The sequence below is a fragment of the Polymorphospora rubra genome, assembly GCF_018324255.1.
Classification (GTDB): Bacteria; Actinomycetota; Actinomycetes; order Mycobacteriales; family Micromonosporaceae; genus Polymorphospora; species Polymorphospora rubra.
Map to the genome: position 1 here is coordinate 6,828,975 of NZ_AP023359.1, position 16,809 is coordinate 6,845,783.

A 16,809-nucleotide genomic window follows, 5' to 3' on the forward strand; every position below is an offset into this window, starting at 1 on the left:
CGCTGGCCACCCGGTTGCGGGCGGCCACCCTGATGGGACGGTTCGAAGAGGCGGCCGAGTGCCTGCGGGTGCCGGTGCCGCAGGCCATGTTCGACACCCCGTTCGGCCTGTGCTATCTGCGGGCCCGAGGGCAGTACCACCTGGCCACCGGCAACGCCGAGTCGGCGCTGGTCGCCTTCCAGCTCTGCGGTGAGCTGCTGGCCCGCTGGCAGATCGACCTGCCGACGCTGGTTCCGTGGCGGACCGACGCCGCCCGCACCTGTCTGCGCCTCGGGCGACAGAAGCTGGCCAGCCGGTTGATCGGCGAGCAGCTCGACCGGATCGGTCCGCGGCACAAGCGGCTGCGGGGAGCGGCGCTGCGTACCCTCGCCGCCACGACCGACACCACCCGCCGCCCGCCCGTGCTGTGGGAGGCCGCCCAGCTGCTCCAGGAATGCGGCGACCAGGTGGAGTTGGCACACGCCCTGACCGACCTCGGGGTGGCCCACCGCGTGCTGGGTAACCACCGGCACGCCGAGCTGGCGGTCCGCTCCGCTCGCACGGTCGCCGAACAGTGCCGGGTCGAGCTGCTGAGACGCTCCCTCAACGGCACGGCGGAATCGGTGCTCGCCGACCCGGCGACGATGGCCGCGCCCCTGCCCGGGATCGCCACCACCCGGGTGCTGACCGGCCCGCCGGCCGCGGGCACGCTGGCCGCGCCGGTCGGTGCCGAGGTCGCCGCACCGATGAGCGAGCTGAGCGCTGCCGAGCAGCGGGTCGCCACCCTCGCCGCGCAGGGCCACACCAACCGGGAGATCGCGTCGAAGCTGTTCCTGACGGTGAGCACCGTGGAGCAACACCTCACCCGCATCTACCGCAAGCTGAAGGTGACCCGCCGCCGGGAACTGTCCGGCCGGCTGCGCTGGGGCCCAGCCGTGTCCCGCGCCGAGTCCACGGTGCCGGCCAGGGCGCAGTAAACCCCAGCTCGACCCCTAACAAGGTGTGCGGTCTTAGCAGCCGGAACCCTGGCAGCACAAGGGTTTCTCCCTGGTTGTCCGGCCCCTGCCGCGGTGGAAGACTCCCGTTCGGGGTAGCGGAAATCGACGGGATTGTCCGCAGGCAGGCAGGACCCGCCGGTCGGCGGCCGTACCGCCACGCGGGCCGGACATGCGCCCGGCCCGGGCTCGACGCACCCCTGCCCCGGCCGCTCCGACGGCACGGGCCGCCCGACCTCCGGGCGATGTCGACGAACAGGGCGGGAACCGCGGGTGGAGCTGATCGAACGCGACGAGGAACTCGGACGGCTGCGGGAGGCGCTCGGGCACGCCGGCGACGGCCAGGGCCGGGTGGTGCTGATCACCGGCGCGGTGGCCAGCGGAAAGACGGCGCTGCTGCACGCGTTCGCCGAACACGTGGTGCCCGCCGGCGGACGGTTCCTCGGCGCGGCCGGCTCCCGCACCGAACGCAGCCTGCGATTCGGGATCATGGGACAGCTCTTCCACGCCGCCCGGCTGCCGGCCCCGGCCGCGCAGCGGACAGCCGAGCTCCTGCGCGATCCGGCGTTCGCCGGCGAGTTGGGGGATCCGGGCGGCGAAACCCCGGCCCGGCTGCGCGCCGGCGACCAGCGCCGGGCACAGGTACTGCAGGAACTGTTCACCGCCGTGGTCGACCTCGGCGAACAGGGGCCGCTGGTACTTGCCGTCGACGACCTGCACCATGCGGACACCGCCTCGCTGCACTGCCTCCTCTACCTGGCGCGCCGGCTGCGCTGCGCGCCGGTGGTGCTGGTGCTGACCGAATCCATCCGCCCACAGTCACCGCAGCCGCTGTTCCGGGCCGAACTGCTCAGCCAGCCCTACTGCGTTCGGGTGTCGCTGCCACCACTGTCCAACCGGGGGCTCGGCCAGCTGGCGGCAGCCCGCCTCGACGCCCGGGCCAGCACCGAGCTGACCGACTCCCTCGCGATCAGCGGCGGCAACCCGCTGCTGGCCCGCGCGCTGATCGAGGACCAGGTCTGGCCCGCGGACGGCTCCGCTCCGGCCGCGCTGCACCTCGGTATCACCTTCGGGCAGGCCGTGCTCGGCTGTCTCTACCGCCACGAGGAACCCGTCCGGCAGGTGGCCAGGGCGCTGGCCGTACTCGGTGACCAGGCGGCACCGGAACTGGTCGCCCGGCTGATCGGCGTGGTGCCGGAAGCCGCGGCCCAGTTGGTACGGCTACTGGACATGTCCGGCCTCACCGACCGGGGGCGTTTCCGGCACGCCCAGATGGCCGCCACGGTCCTCGACGACATGCCGATCGACGACCGGCGCGAACTGCACGCCCGGGCCGCCAACCTGCTGCGCGACGACGGGGCCGCCCCGACCGTGGTCGCCGCCCACCTGATCGCCGCCGGCACCACCGGCGACGCGCCGTGGACCGTGCCGGTGCTGCACGACGCCGCCGAACAGGCACTCGCCGCCGGCAAACCCGAGCTGGCCGGCTCCTGCCTGCGGCTGGCCATCGAGGCCGGCACCGACGAACGGCAGCGGGCCATCAGCACGGCGCTGCTGGTCAACGCCCAGTGGCAGGTCAATCCGGTGACCGCCAGTGGTCACCTCGGCGAACTGGTGGCCGCCGCCCGCGCCGACCGGCTGCCCGCCCGGGAGACCCTGGCCACGGTGCCGTACCTGCTGTGGGAGGGCCGGGTGACCGACGCCGTCGACGCGTTGGAGCGGCTCGCCGCCGACGCGGACCGGCTGCCCGTCGAAACCGCCGCCCGGTTGCGGGCGATGAAGCTGCTGGTGTCGGCATCGAACCCGGCACACCTGGCCGGCGTCCGGCAGACGTCCGGCACGGGGACGAAGATGTCCGCCGCCCCGGAGCCCGTCGGCCCACCGTTGCAGGCCGTGACCCTGCTGGCCGGGGTGCTGACGCAGACCCCGGACGACGAGCTGGCGGCCGGTGCCGAGCACCTGCTGCAGTGGTGCGAGTTCGACGGCAACACCCTGGGCCCGATGACCGCCGCGCTGACCGCGCTCCTCTATGCCGGCCGCGCCGACCGGGCCGCGGTCTGGGGCGACCTGTTGTGGCGCCGGACCGCCGCCGGTGCCGCGCCGATCTGGCAGGCGGTGCTGCGGACCGTACGTGCGGAGGCGGCACTGCGGCTGGGCGACCTCGGCCGGGCGCAGGAACAGGCGCTGGCCGCGCTGGCCGCCGTACCGGTGCGGGCGTGGGGGGTGGCGATCGGCGCACCGCTGTCGACCCTGCTGCTCGCCGCGACCGAGACCGGCAACCTCGAGGACGCCGTACGGCACCTGACGGTCCCGGTGCCGGCGGCGATGTTCGACACCCCGATCGGCCTGCACTACCTCCAGGCCCGGGGGCGTTACCACCTGGCGACCACGCGGCACCATGCGGCGATGAACGACTTCCAGACCTGCGCCGAGCTGATGAGGCGATGGGGGACGGACCTGCCCGCCCTGGTCCCGTGGCGGCTGGAGATGGCCCGTACGCAGCTCCGGCTCGGGCGTCCCCGGGCTGCCGGCGACCTGATCCGCGAGCAGTTGCACGGGGCGCCCGGCAACCCGCGCGTCCACGGTACGGCGCTGCGGCTGCTCGCCGCGACGGTGCCCATCGAGCGGCGGCTGGCGCTGCTGAAGGAGGCGGCGGAGAAGCTGCAGGCAGTTGGCGATCGGGTGGAACTCGCCCACACTCTCGCCGATCTGGGTCAGACCCTGCGTACGCTCGGCGACCTCGCCCGGGCCCGGGCGATGGTCCGCCGCGCCTACCAGTTGGCCAGGGAGTGCGGCGCGGAACTGCTCTGCCGGCGGCTGCTGCTCACCGAGCCCGGCGCCGGTCTGTCCGATGTGTCGGCGGTTCCCGACGAGGACGCCGACGACCAACTCAGCGACGCGGAGCGCCGGGTGGCGGTGCTCGCCGCACGGGGCTACACCAACCGGGAGATCGCGGCCCGGCTCCACATCACGGTGAGCACCGTGGAACAGCACCTGACCCGGGTCTACCGGAAGCTGAAGGTCAAGCGACGGGCCCACCTGCCGGCCGGACTGACGTCGCTGGCCGACGGACTCCACGAGGACCTACGGCTCGGCGTCCGCTGAGCCGGCCACCGCCGCCGACCGGCCGGACGGCGAACCGACCCGACCTCGCCATCCAAGATCGATAGGGGTCGGATAAGGGCTGGACCCGCATCCCGTACCGACGGTAGGGGGTGGCACGACGAACGCTTTCCGTTCCCATTGTCTTCCTTGCGCCCGCTTCGTTCGGCGGGCTAACTTCGGGCGCCCACGCTCGAATTCACCGAGGAGAGCTCCGTGGACTTCACCCTGACCTTCGACGCCGCGTACGCCGCCCACGCGGCCGTGGTCATGGCGACCGTGGCGGACGTCATGCCGGACGACGAACTGCGCTACTGGGTGGTCACCGCCGACGACGTCAACCAGCGGGCCCGCGCGGTCCTGGACCGCGCGGCAGGGCCGAACGCGACGATCTCGTATCTCGACGTGGACGCGACCCGGCTGAGCAAGTCCATCGGGTGCGACCCGGTGATGATGCAGTACCTCTCGCCCGCCATGTACCTGCGGCTCCTGGTGCCCGAGGCACTCCCGTCCCAGGTGGAGCGGGTGCTCTACATGGACTGTGACGTGCTGTGCACCGACACGCTCAAGCCGCTGTTCGAGATGGACATGGGTGGTGTGCCCATCGGCGCCGTACGGGACGCCTTCAACCGGCGCCTGCTGGACATGGGCGGCCTGCCCGGCATGATGTCCTACGGCATGGATCCGCGCGCGTCGTACTTCAACTCGGGCGTGCTTCTCATCGACGTCCCCGCGTGGAAGGCGGCGGGCGTCACCGAACGGTCCATCAGCTACCTGGACCGCCACGCGCAGGAGTCCCGCTATCCCGACCAGGACGCCCTGAACTTCGCCGTGTACGGCAACTGGCTCAGGCTGTCGCGGCGTTGGAACGACGTCATGTCGTGGCGGCTGGAGCCGGAGTTCGGCGGCAGGTTGTCCGACGCGGCGATCATCCACTGCAACGGGCCGCTCAAGCCCTGGCAGCCCAACTTCGACAAGGGCGCGCGCCGGGACCTGTACTGGAAGCATCGCCGCCTCACCGGTGGACTGCTACGCACCCGACGTTGACGCCCGCACCTGGGACCAGCGGCAAGGACGTAAGGGCAGGGCCCACGCTCGTGGAGCGTGGGCCCTGCCCTTAGCTGTTCCCGACGATGGTCCGGCAGCGGCCGGCCGCGTTCGTCACTCGGCGATCCGGGTACGACCTGTCCAGCGGAAGACCACCGGGACGTCGACGACGTCGACCGGGGAGTCCCGCCCGAAGTGCTCGTAGCCGCCGTTGTACTGGACCTTGATCTTCTCCGCCACCCGCGTCACCCGGTGGCTGCGCAGGCCGGGCGGAAGGTCGGCGGGTCCGGCCCTCGAGGACGACGTCGATGATGCCGGCAGCGTCTCTGGTGAGCCGGTCGTCGGCGGCGACGACCGGGCCGACCGCCGGGCGGACAGTGGTAGCCGACTCGGAAAAGTCCTTCATGGCGCGACCTCCGTCGTATTCGCACGCCTGCGACGCTTGCCGGCACCGTTGACGGCGGAATCGTCCGCACAGGCTTGACGACACCCGATTACCGGGCCAACGGACGGGGCTCGTGGTCGCACGTCGCTGACGGTGACCGGCCCGCCCGTTCGCCTCGAATGTAATCCAGGTCACACTCGACCGAACACCCTTACGCTCCCCTAGGACTGCCCTGGCCAGGCACGACGAGTCACGAGAAGCCGGCCGCGGGCTCACTCCCAGCGGAAGAAGCGGGTGGCCAGCACGGAGCAGAGCACGGCCGTCACGGCCAGGACGAGCAACTGGGGCACCGCGGGGCCGCTGCCCGCCCACGCCGCGCCGATCGTGTCCACGGTGGCGCCCAGCGGCGAGTAGTCGCCGATCCGGGCCAGGATGGCGGGCATCTGGTCGCGGGGCAGCCAGGTGCCGGCCAGGAACAGCAGCGGGAAGAACAACGCGGGCCCGATCGACTGCGCCGCCCGCGCGGACGGTGCCAGCGCCGCGATCAGCAGCCCGACGGCGAAGAGACAGGCCACCCCGAGGACGAAGGCCAGCAGGAAGCCCGGGACGTTCGCCGGCGCCGGCTGGTCGAGCAGGAACCGTACGGCGATCGCGGTGACCACCGCACCGAGGACACCCATGCCGAGGTTGACCACGACCTGCGCCACCAGCAGGAAGCCGGGCGGAACCGGGGTGGTCGCCAGGCGCCGCAGGATCCGGCGCTCCCGGTAGATGCCGAGCGCCATCGGCAGGGTGAACAGGGCGAGCATCCCGATCGTCAGGGCCAGCGCGAGGGAGGGCAGGAAGGTCTGCTCGCCGTGCTGCCCGGGGGTGTCGCCCGACGCGCCGCGCTGCGGCAACCCGAAGACGAGCATCAGACCGATCGGCAGGGCGAAGACGAAGAACAGCGACACCGGCTCCCGGAGGAACAGCTTCGCCTCGACGGCGATCAGCTTGGTCAGGGCGCTCACGAGGACCTCTCGTCGATCGGGCGGCCGAACCGGCCGGTGAGGGAGACGAACGCGTCGTCGAGGGTGGGCTGTTCGACCCGCAGGGCGCTGTAGGGAATCTTGCGTCCGTTGAGCACGGAGAGGACCGCCTGGAGTACGTCCTCCGTGCCGGTCACCGTCACCTCCGCACCGTCCCGGGACACGCCCTTCACCTCGGACGGCTCGAGCAGCCACGCGTCCTCGACCGGCTCGCTGGTACGGAAGTGCACCCGGTGTTCACTGCCGACCCGGGCCGTCAGGCCCGCCGGGGTGTCGATGGCCACCACCCGGCCCCGGTCGATGATCGCCAGCCGGTCGCAGAGGCGTTCCGCCTCTTCCATGAAGTGGGTGACCAGTACGACCGTGACGCCCCGGTCGCGAATCCGGTCGACCAGGTCCCAGGTGTCCCGGCGCCCCTGCGGGTCGAGCCCGGTGGTCAGCTCGTCCAGGACGGCGATCTCCGGCCGGCCGACCAGGGCCAGCGCCACCGACAACCGCTGCTTCTGCCCGCCGGAGAGCTTCTGGAAGTAGGTGTTGCGCTGCTCGATCAGGCCGAGGTCGGACAGCAGCTCGTCGATGTCGGCCCGGTTGCGGTAGAAGGACCGGTAGAGGTCCAGCGCCTCCCACACCCGCAGCTTGTCCGGCAGCTGGCTCTCCTGGAGCTGGGCGCCGACGCGCTGGCGCACCTCGGCACGGTCGCGCAGCGGGTCGAGGCCGAGCACCCGGATGCTGCCACCGTCGGCACGCCGCAGGCCCTGGACACACTCGACCGTGGTCGTCTTGCCGGCCCCGTTCGGTCCGAGCACCCCGAAGATCTCGCCCTGCTCCACGGTGAAGGAAACATCCGCGACCGCGACCTTCTCGCCGTACCGCTTGTGGAGATGCTCGACTTCGATGACCGGCATGGCTTGGTCCTCCGTGTGCTGCCGTTGGCTGGTGACCGGTGGCGGTCGCGGCACGTCGGCGGTGGGCCGGTCGGGCGGTCAGCCGGCTGCGCGCACCGGCGCGACCATCGTTGCCCGGCTTACCCGGCCATCATCCGGTTCGGGGAGAATCGGATCAACCCATCAGCCGACAGATCGGGGTCTGGCGGCCGATGGCAGGGGTCGCGGCCCGTCACCCACCGTGAACGTCGGCCGGCCGGTCCGCCGCGCCGGCCGGGCAGAACCGCAGGATGTCGACCGGGGACGCCAGCACGACGTCCGGTCCCGCCGCGAGCAGGGTGTCCGGGTCCGACTCGCCCCACAGCGCCGCCGCGGCGGTGACGCCCGCACCCCGGGCGCTGGCGATGTCGCTCGCCGCGTCGCCGACCAGCACCGCCTCCCCGGGCGGGACCCGCAGCAGGGAAAGAGCGCGCAGCACGATGTCGGGTGCCGGCTTGGGCCGGGGGACCTCGTCCGCCCCGATGACGTGGTCGAAGCTCGCCAGCAGACCGAGCCGGTCGAGCAGGGTCCGGGCGCGTACGCCACTTCGGCCGGTGGCGACGGCCAGCCGGGCTCCACGCCGGCGCAGCGTCCCGAGCAGCTCGGGCACACCGGGCACCGGCGAGACACGGTGGGCGAGCCGGTGGCTCTCCCGGACGAAGGGCTCCGCCATCGCGGCGGGCAGGCCCATCATCCGCAGCACGTCCGGCAGGTGGTGACCGGGATACCGGCAGTACTCGTCGACCGGTGCCGCGCCGTCACCGACGACCTCGGCGTACGCGCGGGTGAACGCCTCCCACGCCACCTCGATGCTGTCGACCAGCACCCCGTCGAGGTCGAGAAGGACGGCCCGGACCGGCCGGTGGGCGGCCGACGGCGGCTGGATCTGCTCCATCACACCCGGATGCTACGGACCGCGACCGGGTCCGCCGCACGGTGCACGGGCGGACCGGGTCCGGCCGGCCGGGGTAGGGGTCGCTACGGGTGCCGAAGGTGCGCGGGCGGACAGCTCCCCGCGTGCCGGCGGCACGCTCACCGGACGGCGTCGAGCCTGGACCTGCTGACCCGCCCGTGCGCGGTACGTGGAATCTCGTCGAGGAAGTGGACGTACCGGGGCCGTTGCCGGGCCGACAGGTACCGTCCGACGTGGTCGATGAGCATCTGCGCGGTCACTCCCCCGGCGGCGGCGACGTACGCGGTCACGTACTCGCCGAGCACCGGGTGCGGGGCCGCGACCACCACCGCGTCGGCCACCCCCGGAAAGCCCAGCAGCGTGTCCTCGACGAGGGCGACGTCGATCCGGCCACACCCGACGTGGGCGATGTCGTGCCGCCGCCCGATGATCCGGTACGAGCCGTCCGGGCACACGGTCGCCAGGTCCCCCGTCGGGTGCCAGTCCCCGGCACCGACCGCCGCGTGGGCGCGGTCGACGTATCCGCTGAACAGCGTCGGCCCCCGGATGCTCAGCTCACCGACCGACTCGCCGTCGGCCGGCACCGGCTGGTCCTCCCGGTCGAGAATCCGGGTCTCGACGCCGGGCAGGGGCAGCCCGGTGGCCGTGGGTTCACGGCTGGCGTCGGCCCGGCCGGTCACGGCGATGAGGGTCTCGGTCGTGCCGTATCCCTGCACGAGCGAGCGCGCCGTGAACGCCCGCAACCGCTCGGCGACCGGAGCCGGCAGCGGGTCGTCGGCGGAGATCAGGACCCGTGCCCGGGTCAGTGGGCGGGCCCGGGCCGGCTCGCGCGAGATCCGCGCCCACTGCCGGGGCAGGCCCAGATACATCGTGCCGGCGGGCACGACGACGTCCTGCTCGACGTCGAGGTGCACGAGCCGGCCCCCCACCCGCAACGTGCCGAGCAGACCGACGACCAGCCCGTACACCCGGAACAGCGGTAGCCGTTGGACCAGGACGTCCTCGGCGCTCCAGCGCCAGGCCTCGGCGAGCAGGTCCAGCTCGGCCGCGATGGCCCGGCGGGAGATCCGTACGCCACGTGGGCGCCCGGTGGCACCGCCGGTGTAGAGGATCAGCGCGTCGGTGGTCGGGTCCGGTTCGGGATGGTGTGTCGAGGAGCGCCGCCCGAGTTCCACGGGGACGGTCGGCAGGCCGCCGGACGGGCGCCCGGCGGCGCAGTCGAGGACCAGGGTGGCGTTCGACTCCCGGAGGATCCGGTTGCGCTCCCGCTCGTCGCCGCCGGGTGGCAACGGTACGAGGGGCACCCCCGCGTGGACGGCGCCCACCATCGCCACCACTGCCTCGATGCTCGGCGCCGCGTCGACCGCGACGGCCGCGGCCCCCGGACCCGGTCGGCGACCGCTGTCGCGCAGCCCAGCAGCGCCTCGCTGGAAAGGGTGCGACCCGCCACCGTGACCGCGTCCCCGTGGTCCATTCCGGATCTGCCGACCCCGGCCAGCAGCACCATTCGCGCTAACCTCGGCCGGCTGTGTGACGGGCCGTCGACCTCGGCGGGCACATCACAATCACGCAGACCTCTCGCGTCATAAGTACGTTCAGCCCAGATCTTGTCTCGCCACTCGGTGCGGACGCGGGCCGATGGTTTCGAAATTAGAGGGAAGCCTTCGCGTAACACAACCCCTAGGAGCCAACCGGGATCTTCATTAGGCGGCGAGAACTCGACTGACGCAGTGGGACTGCAAAAAGGCCGACAACGGATCTGCCGATCAGCGAAGATGCGCCGGGCCGCGACCGGACCACCATCGAGCAGGGCCGACCACCGGGGCAGAGTCGATCTCGATTCTGGCAGGCCGGAATCGGCGGTGAAGGCTGAGAATTTCCTGTGAGGATGGCCCTGCCACGTACTGGAGGACGAACATCGACCACGGCCCGCGGGTAGGGGTGGGCGTACCGACGTGTCAGGCGGGCCGACGGTGACAGCGGTTTGCCGCACGTGCGGAATCGGGCCCGGCCCCCACAATCGACAACCAAGATCAGTTGTCGACTGCAACTCCCCTTCCGGCCGACAACTGTCCCGACCGCGCCGACGGGAATCGATTACCCATTCCCGATCCGGCCGGAGATGGCATCCGTACGCCGACCCACATATCAATTGCACGTACCGGACTTTGTGCGCGCACCGCCCGCCGGAACACACACGGCGTAGACAGATTCACTCCCCGGCCGGGACCGGTCTCGTCGATCCGCCGCCGCGGGACAATCGGAATGCCCCGCTGCCACCCCGCGGACCGCCGACGCCGCGCCGCACGACATCCCCGGTGGACCCGTGCGGGCCGGGGGTGGACGCATTGCCTCCGCCCCGCCCGCATACACACCGGACACCGGGCGCAGGACACGGACCCCACGGCGAAGAGGACGCCGTGGGGTCCGTGTCCTGGACGACGGAGTCAGTCCATCGCGCGGCGCATGAAGCCGCGTACCCCGACCGTGGTGAAGAAGACGAAGACGCCGGCGAGGACGCTCAGGCAGATCCACAGCGGCACCGACTCCACGCCGTTCGGCGCGACCACCGCCCGCATGCCCTCGCTGACGTAGGTCAGCGGATTGAGCGCGCAGATCACCTGGAACCAGGGCAGGCCGCCGATCGCCAGCAGCGGGAACTGGCTGGCGCCGGTGAACATCAGCGGGGTCATGATGACGGTGAACATGATCTGGATGAGCTGCGGCGGAACCAGCGTGCCGAAGGTCAACCCCATCGCCGCCCCGACCAGGGAGCCGGCCAGCAGGATTCCGGTCACCGGCAGCAGGGCGCTCCACGGCCAGCTGACGCCGAGCATCAGCATGCCGACCGGGATCAGCACGAGCCCGGCGATCACCCCCCGGATCGCACCGAAGACGATCTTCTCCAGCGCCACCAGGGGGATGGACATCGGCGAGAGCAGGCGGTCCTCGATCTCCCGGGTGTAGGAGAAGTCCATCACCATCGGCAACGCCGTGTTCTCCAGGCCGATCAGGAACGCGTTCAACGCGATCACACCGGGCAGCAGCACGTTGGCGAAGTCGTTGCTGGCGTAGCCGAGGTCGGCCAGCACCTTGCCGAAGATCAGCAGCATGAACAGGGGCTGGAAGAACACCTGGGCGAGGAAGCCCACCAGCTCCCGGCTGGTGACGAAGAGATCCCGCCAGAGCACGGCGCGGAACGTGGCGAACTGCTCCATCGGGCTTACCGGGGCGGGTGGCAGATCGCCCGTGGTCGGTCCGGCTGGCATGGCGGGGGCGGTGACGCTCACCGAAGGTCCCTTCCGGTCAGGTGGATGAAGACGTCCTCGAGGCTGGGCTGGCCGATGCCGAGCTCCCGCACCTCGCAGCGCAGATCGGAAAGGATCTTCAACGCCATCGGGATCACGTTGGCCGGCTGGGTGCTCGTGTAGACCCGGAAGGTGGGGCTCGCGTCGTCGTCCGGCTCCGGAGCGGGCGGCGCCGGCATCGGCGGCATGCCCGGGAACATGGGCGGTGCGGCGTCGGTGCTGGGGCGTGCCCCGGCCCGGACCCGCTCGACCCGTTCCACGTCCGGGAGGTTGCCGAGGGCGGCGTGCACCTCCTCGGCGCCCGGACCGCCGCTGATCCCGATGCTGAGCGTGCTGCTGCCGGGCAGCGTACGGGTCAGCGCGGTCGGCGTGTCGAGGGCCAGCAGGCGGCCGTGGTCGACGATCCCGACCCGGTCGCACAGCTTCTCGGCCTCGTCCATGTCGTGCGTGGTCATCACCACGGTCACACCCGCCCCGCGCAGCTCGGCGATGCGGTCGTGGACGAACAGCCGTGACTGCGGGTCGAGGCCACCGGCGGGCTCGTCGAGGAAGAGCACCCGGGGCCGGTGCATCAACGCCCGGGCGATCATCGCCCGCTGCGCCAGGCCACCGGAGAGGATGTCGGTGCGGGAGTTGGCGTGGTCCCGCAGCCCCATCTGTTCCAGCAACTCGTCGGCGCGGCGGGTCCGGTCCCGGCGGGGCATCCGGTGGTAGGCCGAGTGGAACAGCAGGTTCTGCCGTACCGTCAGTGCCCGGTCCAGGTTCACCCGCTGCGGCACGACCGCGAGGAGTTTCCGCGCGACGGCCGGTGACCGGACCACGTCGGCGCCGCAGACCGTCGCACTGCCGGAGGTGGCGCGCACCCGTGTGGTGAGCACCCCGATCGTCGTGGTCTTGCCCGCGCCGTTCGGCCCGAGCAGCCCGAAGACCTCGCCGGCGGCGACGGAGAACGTCAGCCCGTCCACCGCCGGCGGCATGTTCGGCCGGTACTTCTTGACCAGCTCCGTAACCACCACTGCCTCGTCCACGCCCGTCATGCTCCCGTCCGGGTGACTTGTCGGATAGATGTGCGCGCGCGGTTAGGGGTCGCCGCGCGGATGCTAGGGGACCCGGGTCAGAACCCGTGGTCCACCAACCACTTCTGGATGTCCGCCGCGACCCGGGGGCCGTTCTCACCGACCATCGTGAAGTGGTCCCCGTCGGCGTCGATCACCTCGTGCGGATACGGCCAGCTCGACCGCCACTCCCCGTCCTCCCCGCCCCACTCTCCGAGTGGCTGGGCGGCCCGGACCAGCAGCGTCGGGATGTCCATCGCCCCCGGTCGCCAGTCGTAGAACAGCGGCAGGTAGCCGGCCCACGCGGTCGTACGCCAGTCGTCCATCGGGGTGTACGCGCTGTCCCGGTCGGTCATCCCGCCGAGCAGCTGCGGCACCCACCGGCCCAGCACCTCGCTGTCGGCCGGGTAGGTGTCCATCAGCACCACGGCCGCGGGCGGACGCCCCTGCCGTTCCAGCTCCCGGGCCAGCACGTTCGCCACCATCGCGCCGCCGGAGTGGCCGCCCAGCAGATACGGTCCGGCGCCCACCGCGTCGAGCACGGTGGCGACATGCACCCGCAGCAGCGCGCCGAGGTCGGCGGGGAGCTCCTCCTCCGCCCCGTAACCCGGGTTGGGCAGCGCGTACACGTCCCGCTGCCCGCGGAAGCCGGCGGCGAGCCGGGCGTACTCGTGCGGGCCGGAGAGCAGCGACATGGTGCAGCAGAGGACCAGCGGCGCCGTCCCGCCGGTGCCCTGCGCGAGCCGGAGGATGCCGGCCGGGTGGGTGAGCTCCGCCGGTTCGGTGAAGGCCGGCCGGAACCGGGACAACTTGAGCAGCACGTCGGCGTACTCGGCCGCGTTCTCGCGGGCGGCGGGCTGCCGGAACAGGCCACCGAGGATGCCGCCGGTGTTGGCCGGCGGCGCCATCGACGGCGCCGCCCCGCCGAGCTGGTCGACCAGGTGGCGGGCCAGCACCGCCGGGGTCGGGTGGTCGAAGAGCAGGGTGGCGGAAAGCTCCGCGCCGGTCTCGTGGCGCAGCGCGTCCCGCAGCTCCAGCGCGGTCAGCGAGTCGAATCCGACCGCCAGGAAGTCCTCGTCCGGGTCGACGGCGGTGGGCGAGATGTGCCCGAGCACCGTGGCGACCAGGGCACGGACCAGGTCGAGCACGATCTGGTACCGCTCGTCCGGGCCGGTGGCGGCCAGCCGCGCGGCGAGCGCCCCGGCCAGGTCCCCGCCGCCGCTTTGACGGGTCGCCACGGCCGGTACGACGTCCACCTCGGGCGTCGCATCGGTTCGTGGCCCGAGCATCTCGAACCGGATCGGCGCCGGCCAGAACCGTTCGTGGGCGAAGGCGTAGGTGGGCAGGTCGACCCGGCCGGCTCCGGAGCCGGCGAACAGCGCCGGCCAGTCCAGGCCGGCGCCGCGCATGTCCACGGCGGCCAGCGCGGCCAGCAGGGTGGCCGGTTCGGGCTGGTCCCGGCGGCTGCCCGCGACGAACGCCGGGCCCGCGTCGGGCAGGCATTCGCGGCCGAGAGCGGTCAGCGCACCGTCCGGCCCGAGCTCCAGGAACGTGGTCACCCCGACCGAGTCGAGGGTGAGTATGCCGTCGTGGAACCGGACGGTGTCGCGGACGTGCCGGACCCAGTACTCCGGGTCGGTGGCCTCCTGTGCGGTCAGCACCTCGCCGGTGCGGCCGGAGACGATCGACAGGGTCGGCGGGTGGAAGGTCAGCTTCTCCGCGACCACCCGGAAGTCGTCGAGCATCGGGTCCATCAACGCCGAGTGGGAGGCGTGGCTGACCCGCAGCCGCCGAATGCGCCGGCCCTGTCCGGCCAACTGTTCGGCGGCCCGGTCGACGGCCGCCTCGGTCCCGGAGAGCACCACCGACTCGGGCCCGTTCACCGCACCCAACGCCAGCCCCTCGGCGAGCAGCGGCGCCACCTCGGCCTCGCTGGCGCGTACGGCGAGCATCGCCCCGCCGTCGGGCAGCGCCTGCATGAGCCGGCCCCGGGCGGCGACCAGGGCGGCGGCGTCGGCCACCGACAGCACCCCGGCCACGTGCGCGGCGGCCAGTTCGCCGGCCGAGTGGCCCAGGAGCTGGTGCGGGCGCAGCCCCCAGCCGGTCACCAGGCGGAAGGCGGCCACCTCGTACGCGAAGAGTGCCGGCTGGGTGAACTCGGTGCGGTCCAGCAGTGCCGCGGCCGGGCTGTCCGGCGCGGCGAAGACCACCTCCCGCAGCGGGCGGGGCAGGTGCCGGTCCAGTTCCTCGGCCACCTCGTCGAAGGCGGCGGCGAACGCCGGGAAGGCCCGGTAGAGCCCGGCCCCCATTCCCGGGCGCTGCACGCCCTGACCGGTGAACAGGAACGCGAGCTTGCCCCCGGCCCGGGCCACGCCCCGGACCACCCGGGGCGCGATGCCCTCCTCCGCCACCGCCCGCAGGCCGTCGCGCAATTCCTCGAGGTCGGCGCCGAGCACCACGGCCCGGTGCGGCAGCGTGGCCCGGGTGGTGACCAGCGACCAGCCGACGTCCACAGGGGACGTCTCGGGTCGCTCGTCGATCAGGGCCAGCAGCCGGCGGGCCTGTCCGGCCAGCGCCGGCGCCGACCGCGCCGAGACGAGCCAGGGGACCGGGACGTCGGGCCCGAATTCGACCGCCGGCGCCGCGCCCGGGGTGGCGGCGCCCTCGCCCGGCCCGTCGGCCGGGGGCGCCTGTTCGATGATGGCGTGCACGTTGGTGCCGCTCATCCCGAACGCGGATACGCCGGCCCGCCGGGGCCGGCCGGTCGCCGGCCACGGCACCGCCTCGGTGAGCAGCGACACCGCCCCCGACGACCAGTCGACGTGCGGGGTGGGGGCGTCGACGTGCAGGGTCGCCGGCACCACCCCGTGCTGCATCGACAGCACCATCTTGATGACGCCGGCGACGCCCGCCACCGCCTGGGTGTGCCCGATGTTGGACTTCACCGAGCCCAGCAGCAGCGGCCGGTCGGCCGGCCGACCCTGCCCGTACGTGGCCAGCAACGCCTGCGCCTCGATCGGGTCGCCCAGCGTCGTGCCGGTGCCGTGCGCCTCGACGACGTCCACTTCCGAAGCGGTCAGCCCGGCGGCGGTCAGCGCGGCCCGGATGACCCGGCGCTGCGCGGGGCCGTTGGGCGCGATGAGCCCGCTGGTCGTCCCGTCCTGGTTGATCGCGCTGGCCCGGATGACGGCGAGCACCCGGTGGCCGTTGCGGCGGGCGTCGCTGAGCCGCTCCACGAGCAGCATGCCGACCCCCTCGGACCAGCCGGTGCCGTCCGCCGCCGCCGCGAAGGGCTTGCAGCGTCCGTCCTGGGCCAGCCCGCGCTGCCGGCTGAACTCGACGAACACCGCCGGGGTGGGCATCACCGCCGCACCGCCGGCCAGGGCGAGCGAGCACTCCCCCAGCCGCAGCGACTGGCAGGCCAGGTGCAGGGCGACCAGCGACGAGCTGCACGCGGTGTCGACGGTGACGGCCGGCCCCTCCAGGCCCAGCACGTACGAGATCCGGCCGCTGGCCACCGATGAGGCGTTCCCGGTGGCGATGAAGCCGTCGACGCCGCCGCCGGTGAGCAGAGCGGCGTATTCGCCCTGGGTGCCCGTCGCCGCGAACACCCCGGTCGGTGCACCGCGCACGGTGGTCGGGTCGATCCCGGCCCGCTCGAACGCCTCCCAGGACGCCTCCAGCAGCAGCCGCTGCTGCGGGTCCATGGCGAGGGCCTCGCGGGGCGAGATGCCGAAGAACGCCGGGTCGAAGTCGCCGGCCGGGTAGAGGAAGCCGCCCTCGCGCACGTACGAGGCGCCCCGCCGGTCCGGGTCCGGGTCGTAGATCGAGTCAAGGTCCCATCCCCGGTCGTCGGGGAACGGCACCATCGCGTCGGTGCCGGCGGCGACCAGGTCCCACAGCTCCTCCGGCGAGCTGATGCCACCGGGGAACCGGCAGCTCATGCCGACGATGGCGATCGGTTCACTGAGCGTCGCGGTGAGCCGCTGGTTCTCCTGCTTCAGCTTCTGGTTGTCGCGGAGAGAGGCGCGCAGGGCGCCGACGACCTCGTCCAGCGAGACACTCATCGGGGGC

Annotated in this window: 9 protein-coding genes and 2 pseudogenes; 3 read left to right on the forward strand and 8 right to left on the reverse strand. The window is 72.7% G+C overall.

The window, feature by feature from the left end; translation table 11 throughout:
- Positions 1 to 656: 656 nt before the first annotated feature.
- The 3 genes and pseudogenes from Prubr_RS38360 to Prubr_RS30565 all read left to right on the forward strand — a co-directional run.
- Positions 657 to 956: pseudogene (locus tag Prubr_RS38360) on the forward strand (helix-turn-helix domain-containing protein); the annotation flags it as partial.
- Positions 957 to 1,247: 291 nt separating this feature from the next.
- Positions 1,248 to 4,079 carry an ATP-binding protein gene (locus tag Prubr_RS30560; RefSeq protein ID WP_246567857.1) on the forward strand — a complete coding sequence of 944 codons (2,832 nt, stop codon included), beginning with the start codon at positions 1,248 to 1,250 and terminating at the stop codon, positions 4,077 to 4,079.
- 213 nt (positions 4,080 to 4,292) lie between these two features.
- On the forward strand, positions 4,293 to 5,123 hold the full coding sequence (locus tag Prubr_RS30565; RefSeq protein ID WP_212818383.1) for a glycosyltransferase family 8 protein: 831 nt from the start codon (positions 4,293 to 4,295) through the stop codon (positions 5,121 to 5,123).
- A gap of 114 nt (positions 5,124 to 5,237) precedes the next feature.
- On the opposite strand, the gene Prubr_RS37300 is transcribed toward Prubr_RS30565, so the two are convergent.
- The 8 genes and pseudogenes from Prubr_RS37300 to Prubr_RS30605 form a co-directional block, all read right to left on the reverse strand.
- Complete coding sequence (locus tag Prubr_RS37300) at positions 5,238 to 5,363, reverse strand: DUF5988 family protein (RefSeq protein WP_246567859.1); 126 nt, start codon at positions 5,361 to 5,363, stop codon at positions 5,238 to 5,240.
- Positions 5,364 to 5,780: 417 nt separating this feature from the next.
- Positions 5,781 to 6,518, reverse strand: coding sequence for an ABC transporter permease (locus Prubr_RS30575; protein ID WP_212818385.1), 738 nt, complete (start codon positions 6,516 to 6,518; stop codon positions 5,781 to 5,783).
- Complete coding sequence (locus tag Prubr_RS30580) at positions 6,515 to 7,441, reverse strand: ABC transporter ATP-binding protein (protein ID WP_212818387.1); 927 nt, start codon at positions 7,439 to 7,441, stop codon at positions 6,515 to 6,517. Before Prubr_RS30580 ends, Prubr_RS30575 begins: the two co-directional genes overlap by 4 nt.
- A gap of 211 nt (positions 7,442 to 7,652) precedes the next feature.
- The gene (locus tag Prubr_RS30585; protein ID WP_212828733.1) at positions 7,653 to 8,354 is read right to left on the reverse strand and encodes an HAD-IA family hydrolase; all 702 of its coding nucleotides are present in this window, start codon (positions 8,352 to 8,354) and stop codon (positions 7,653 to 7,655) included.
- Positions 8,355 to 8,491: 137 nt separating this feature from the next.
- A complete protein-coding gene (locus Prubr_RS30590) occupies positions 8,492 to 9,853 on the reverse strand; it encodes an AMP-binding protein (protein ID WP_343221708.1) in 1,362 nt (453 codons plus the stop codon).
- A 966-nt stretch (positions 9,854 to 10,819) separates the two neighbouring features.
- A complete protein-coding gene (locus tag Prubr_RS30595; protein ID WP_246567861.1) occupies positions 10,820 to 11,590 on the reverse strand; it encodes an ABC transporter permease in 771 nt (256 codons plus the stop codon).
- Positions 11,591 to 11,658: 68 nt separating this feature from the next.
- Entirely contained in the window at positions 11,659 to 12,708 is a 1,050-nt protein-coding gene (locus Prubr_RS30600; protein WP_212818391.1) for an ABC transporter ATP-binding protein, read from the reverse strand.
- A gap of 86 nt (positions 12,709 to 12,794) precedes the next feature.
- A pseudogene (locus Prubr_RS30605) lies at positions 12,795 to 16,781 on the reverse strand (type I polyketide synthase); the annotation flags it as partial.
- Between the last annotated feature and the right edge of the window lie 28 nt (positions 16,782 to 16,809).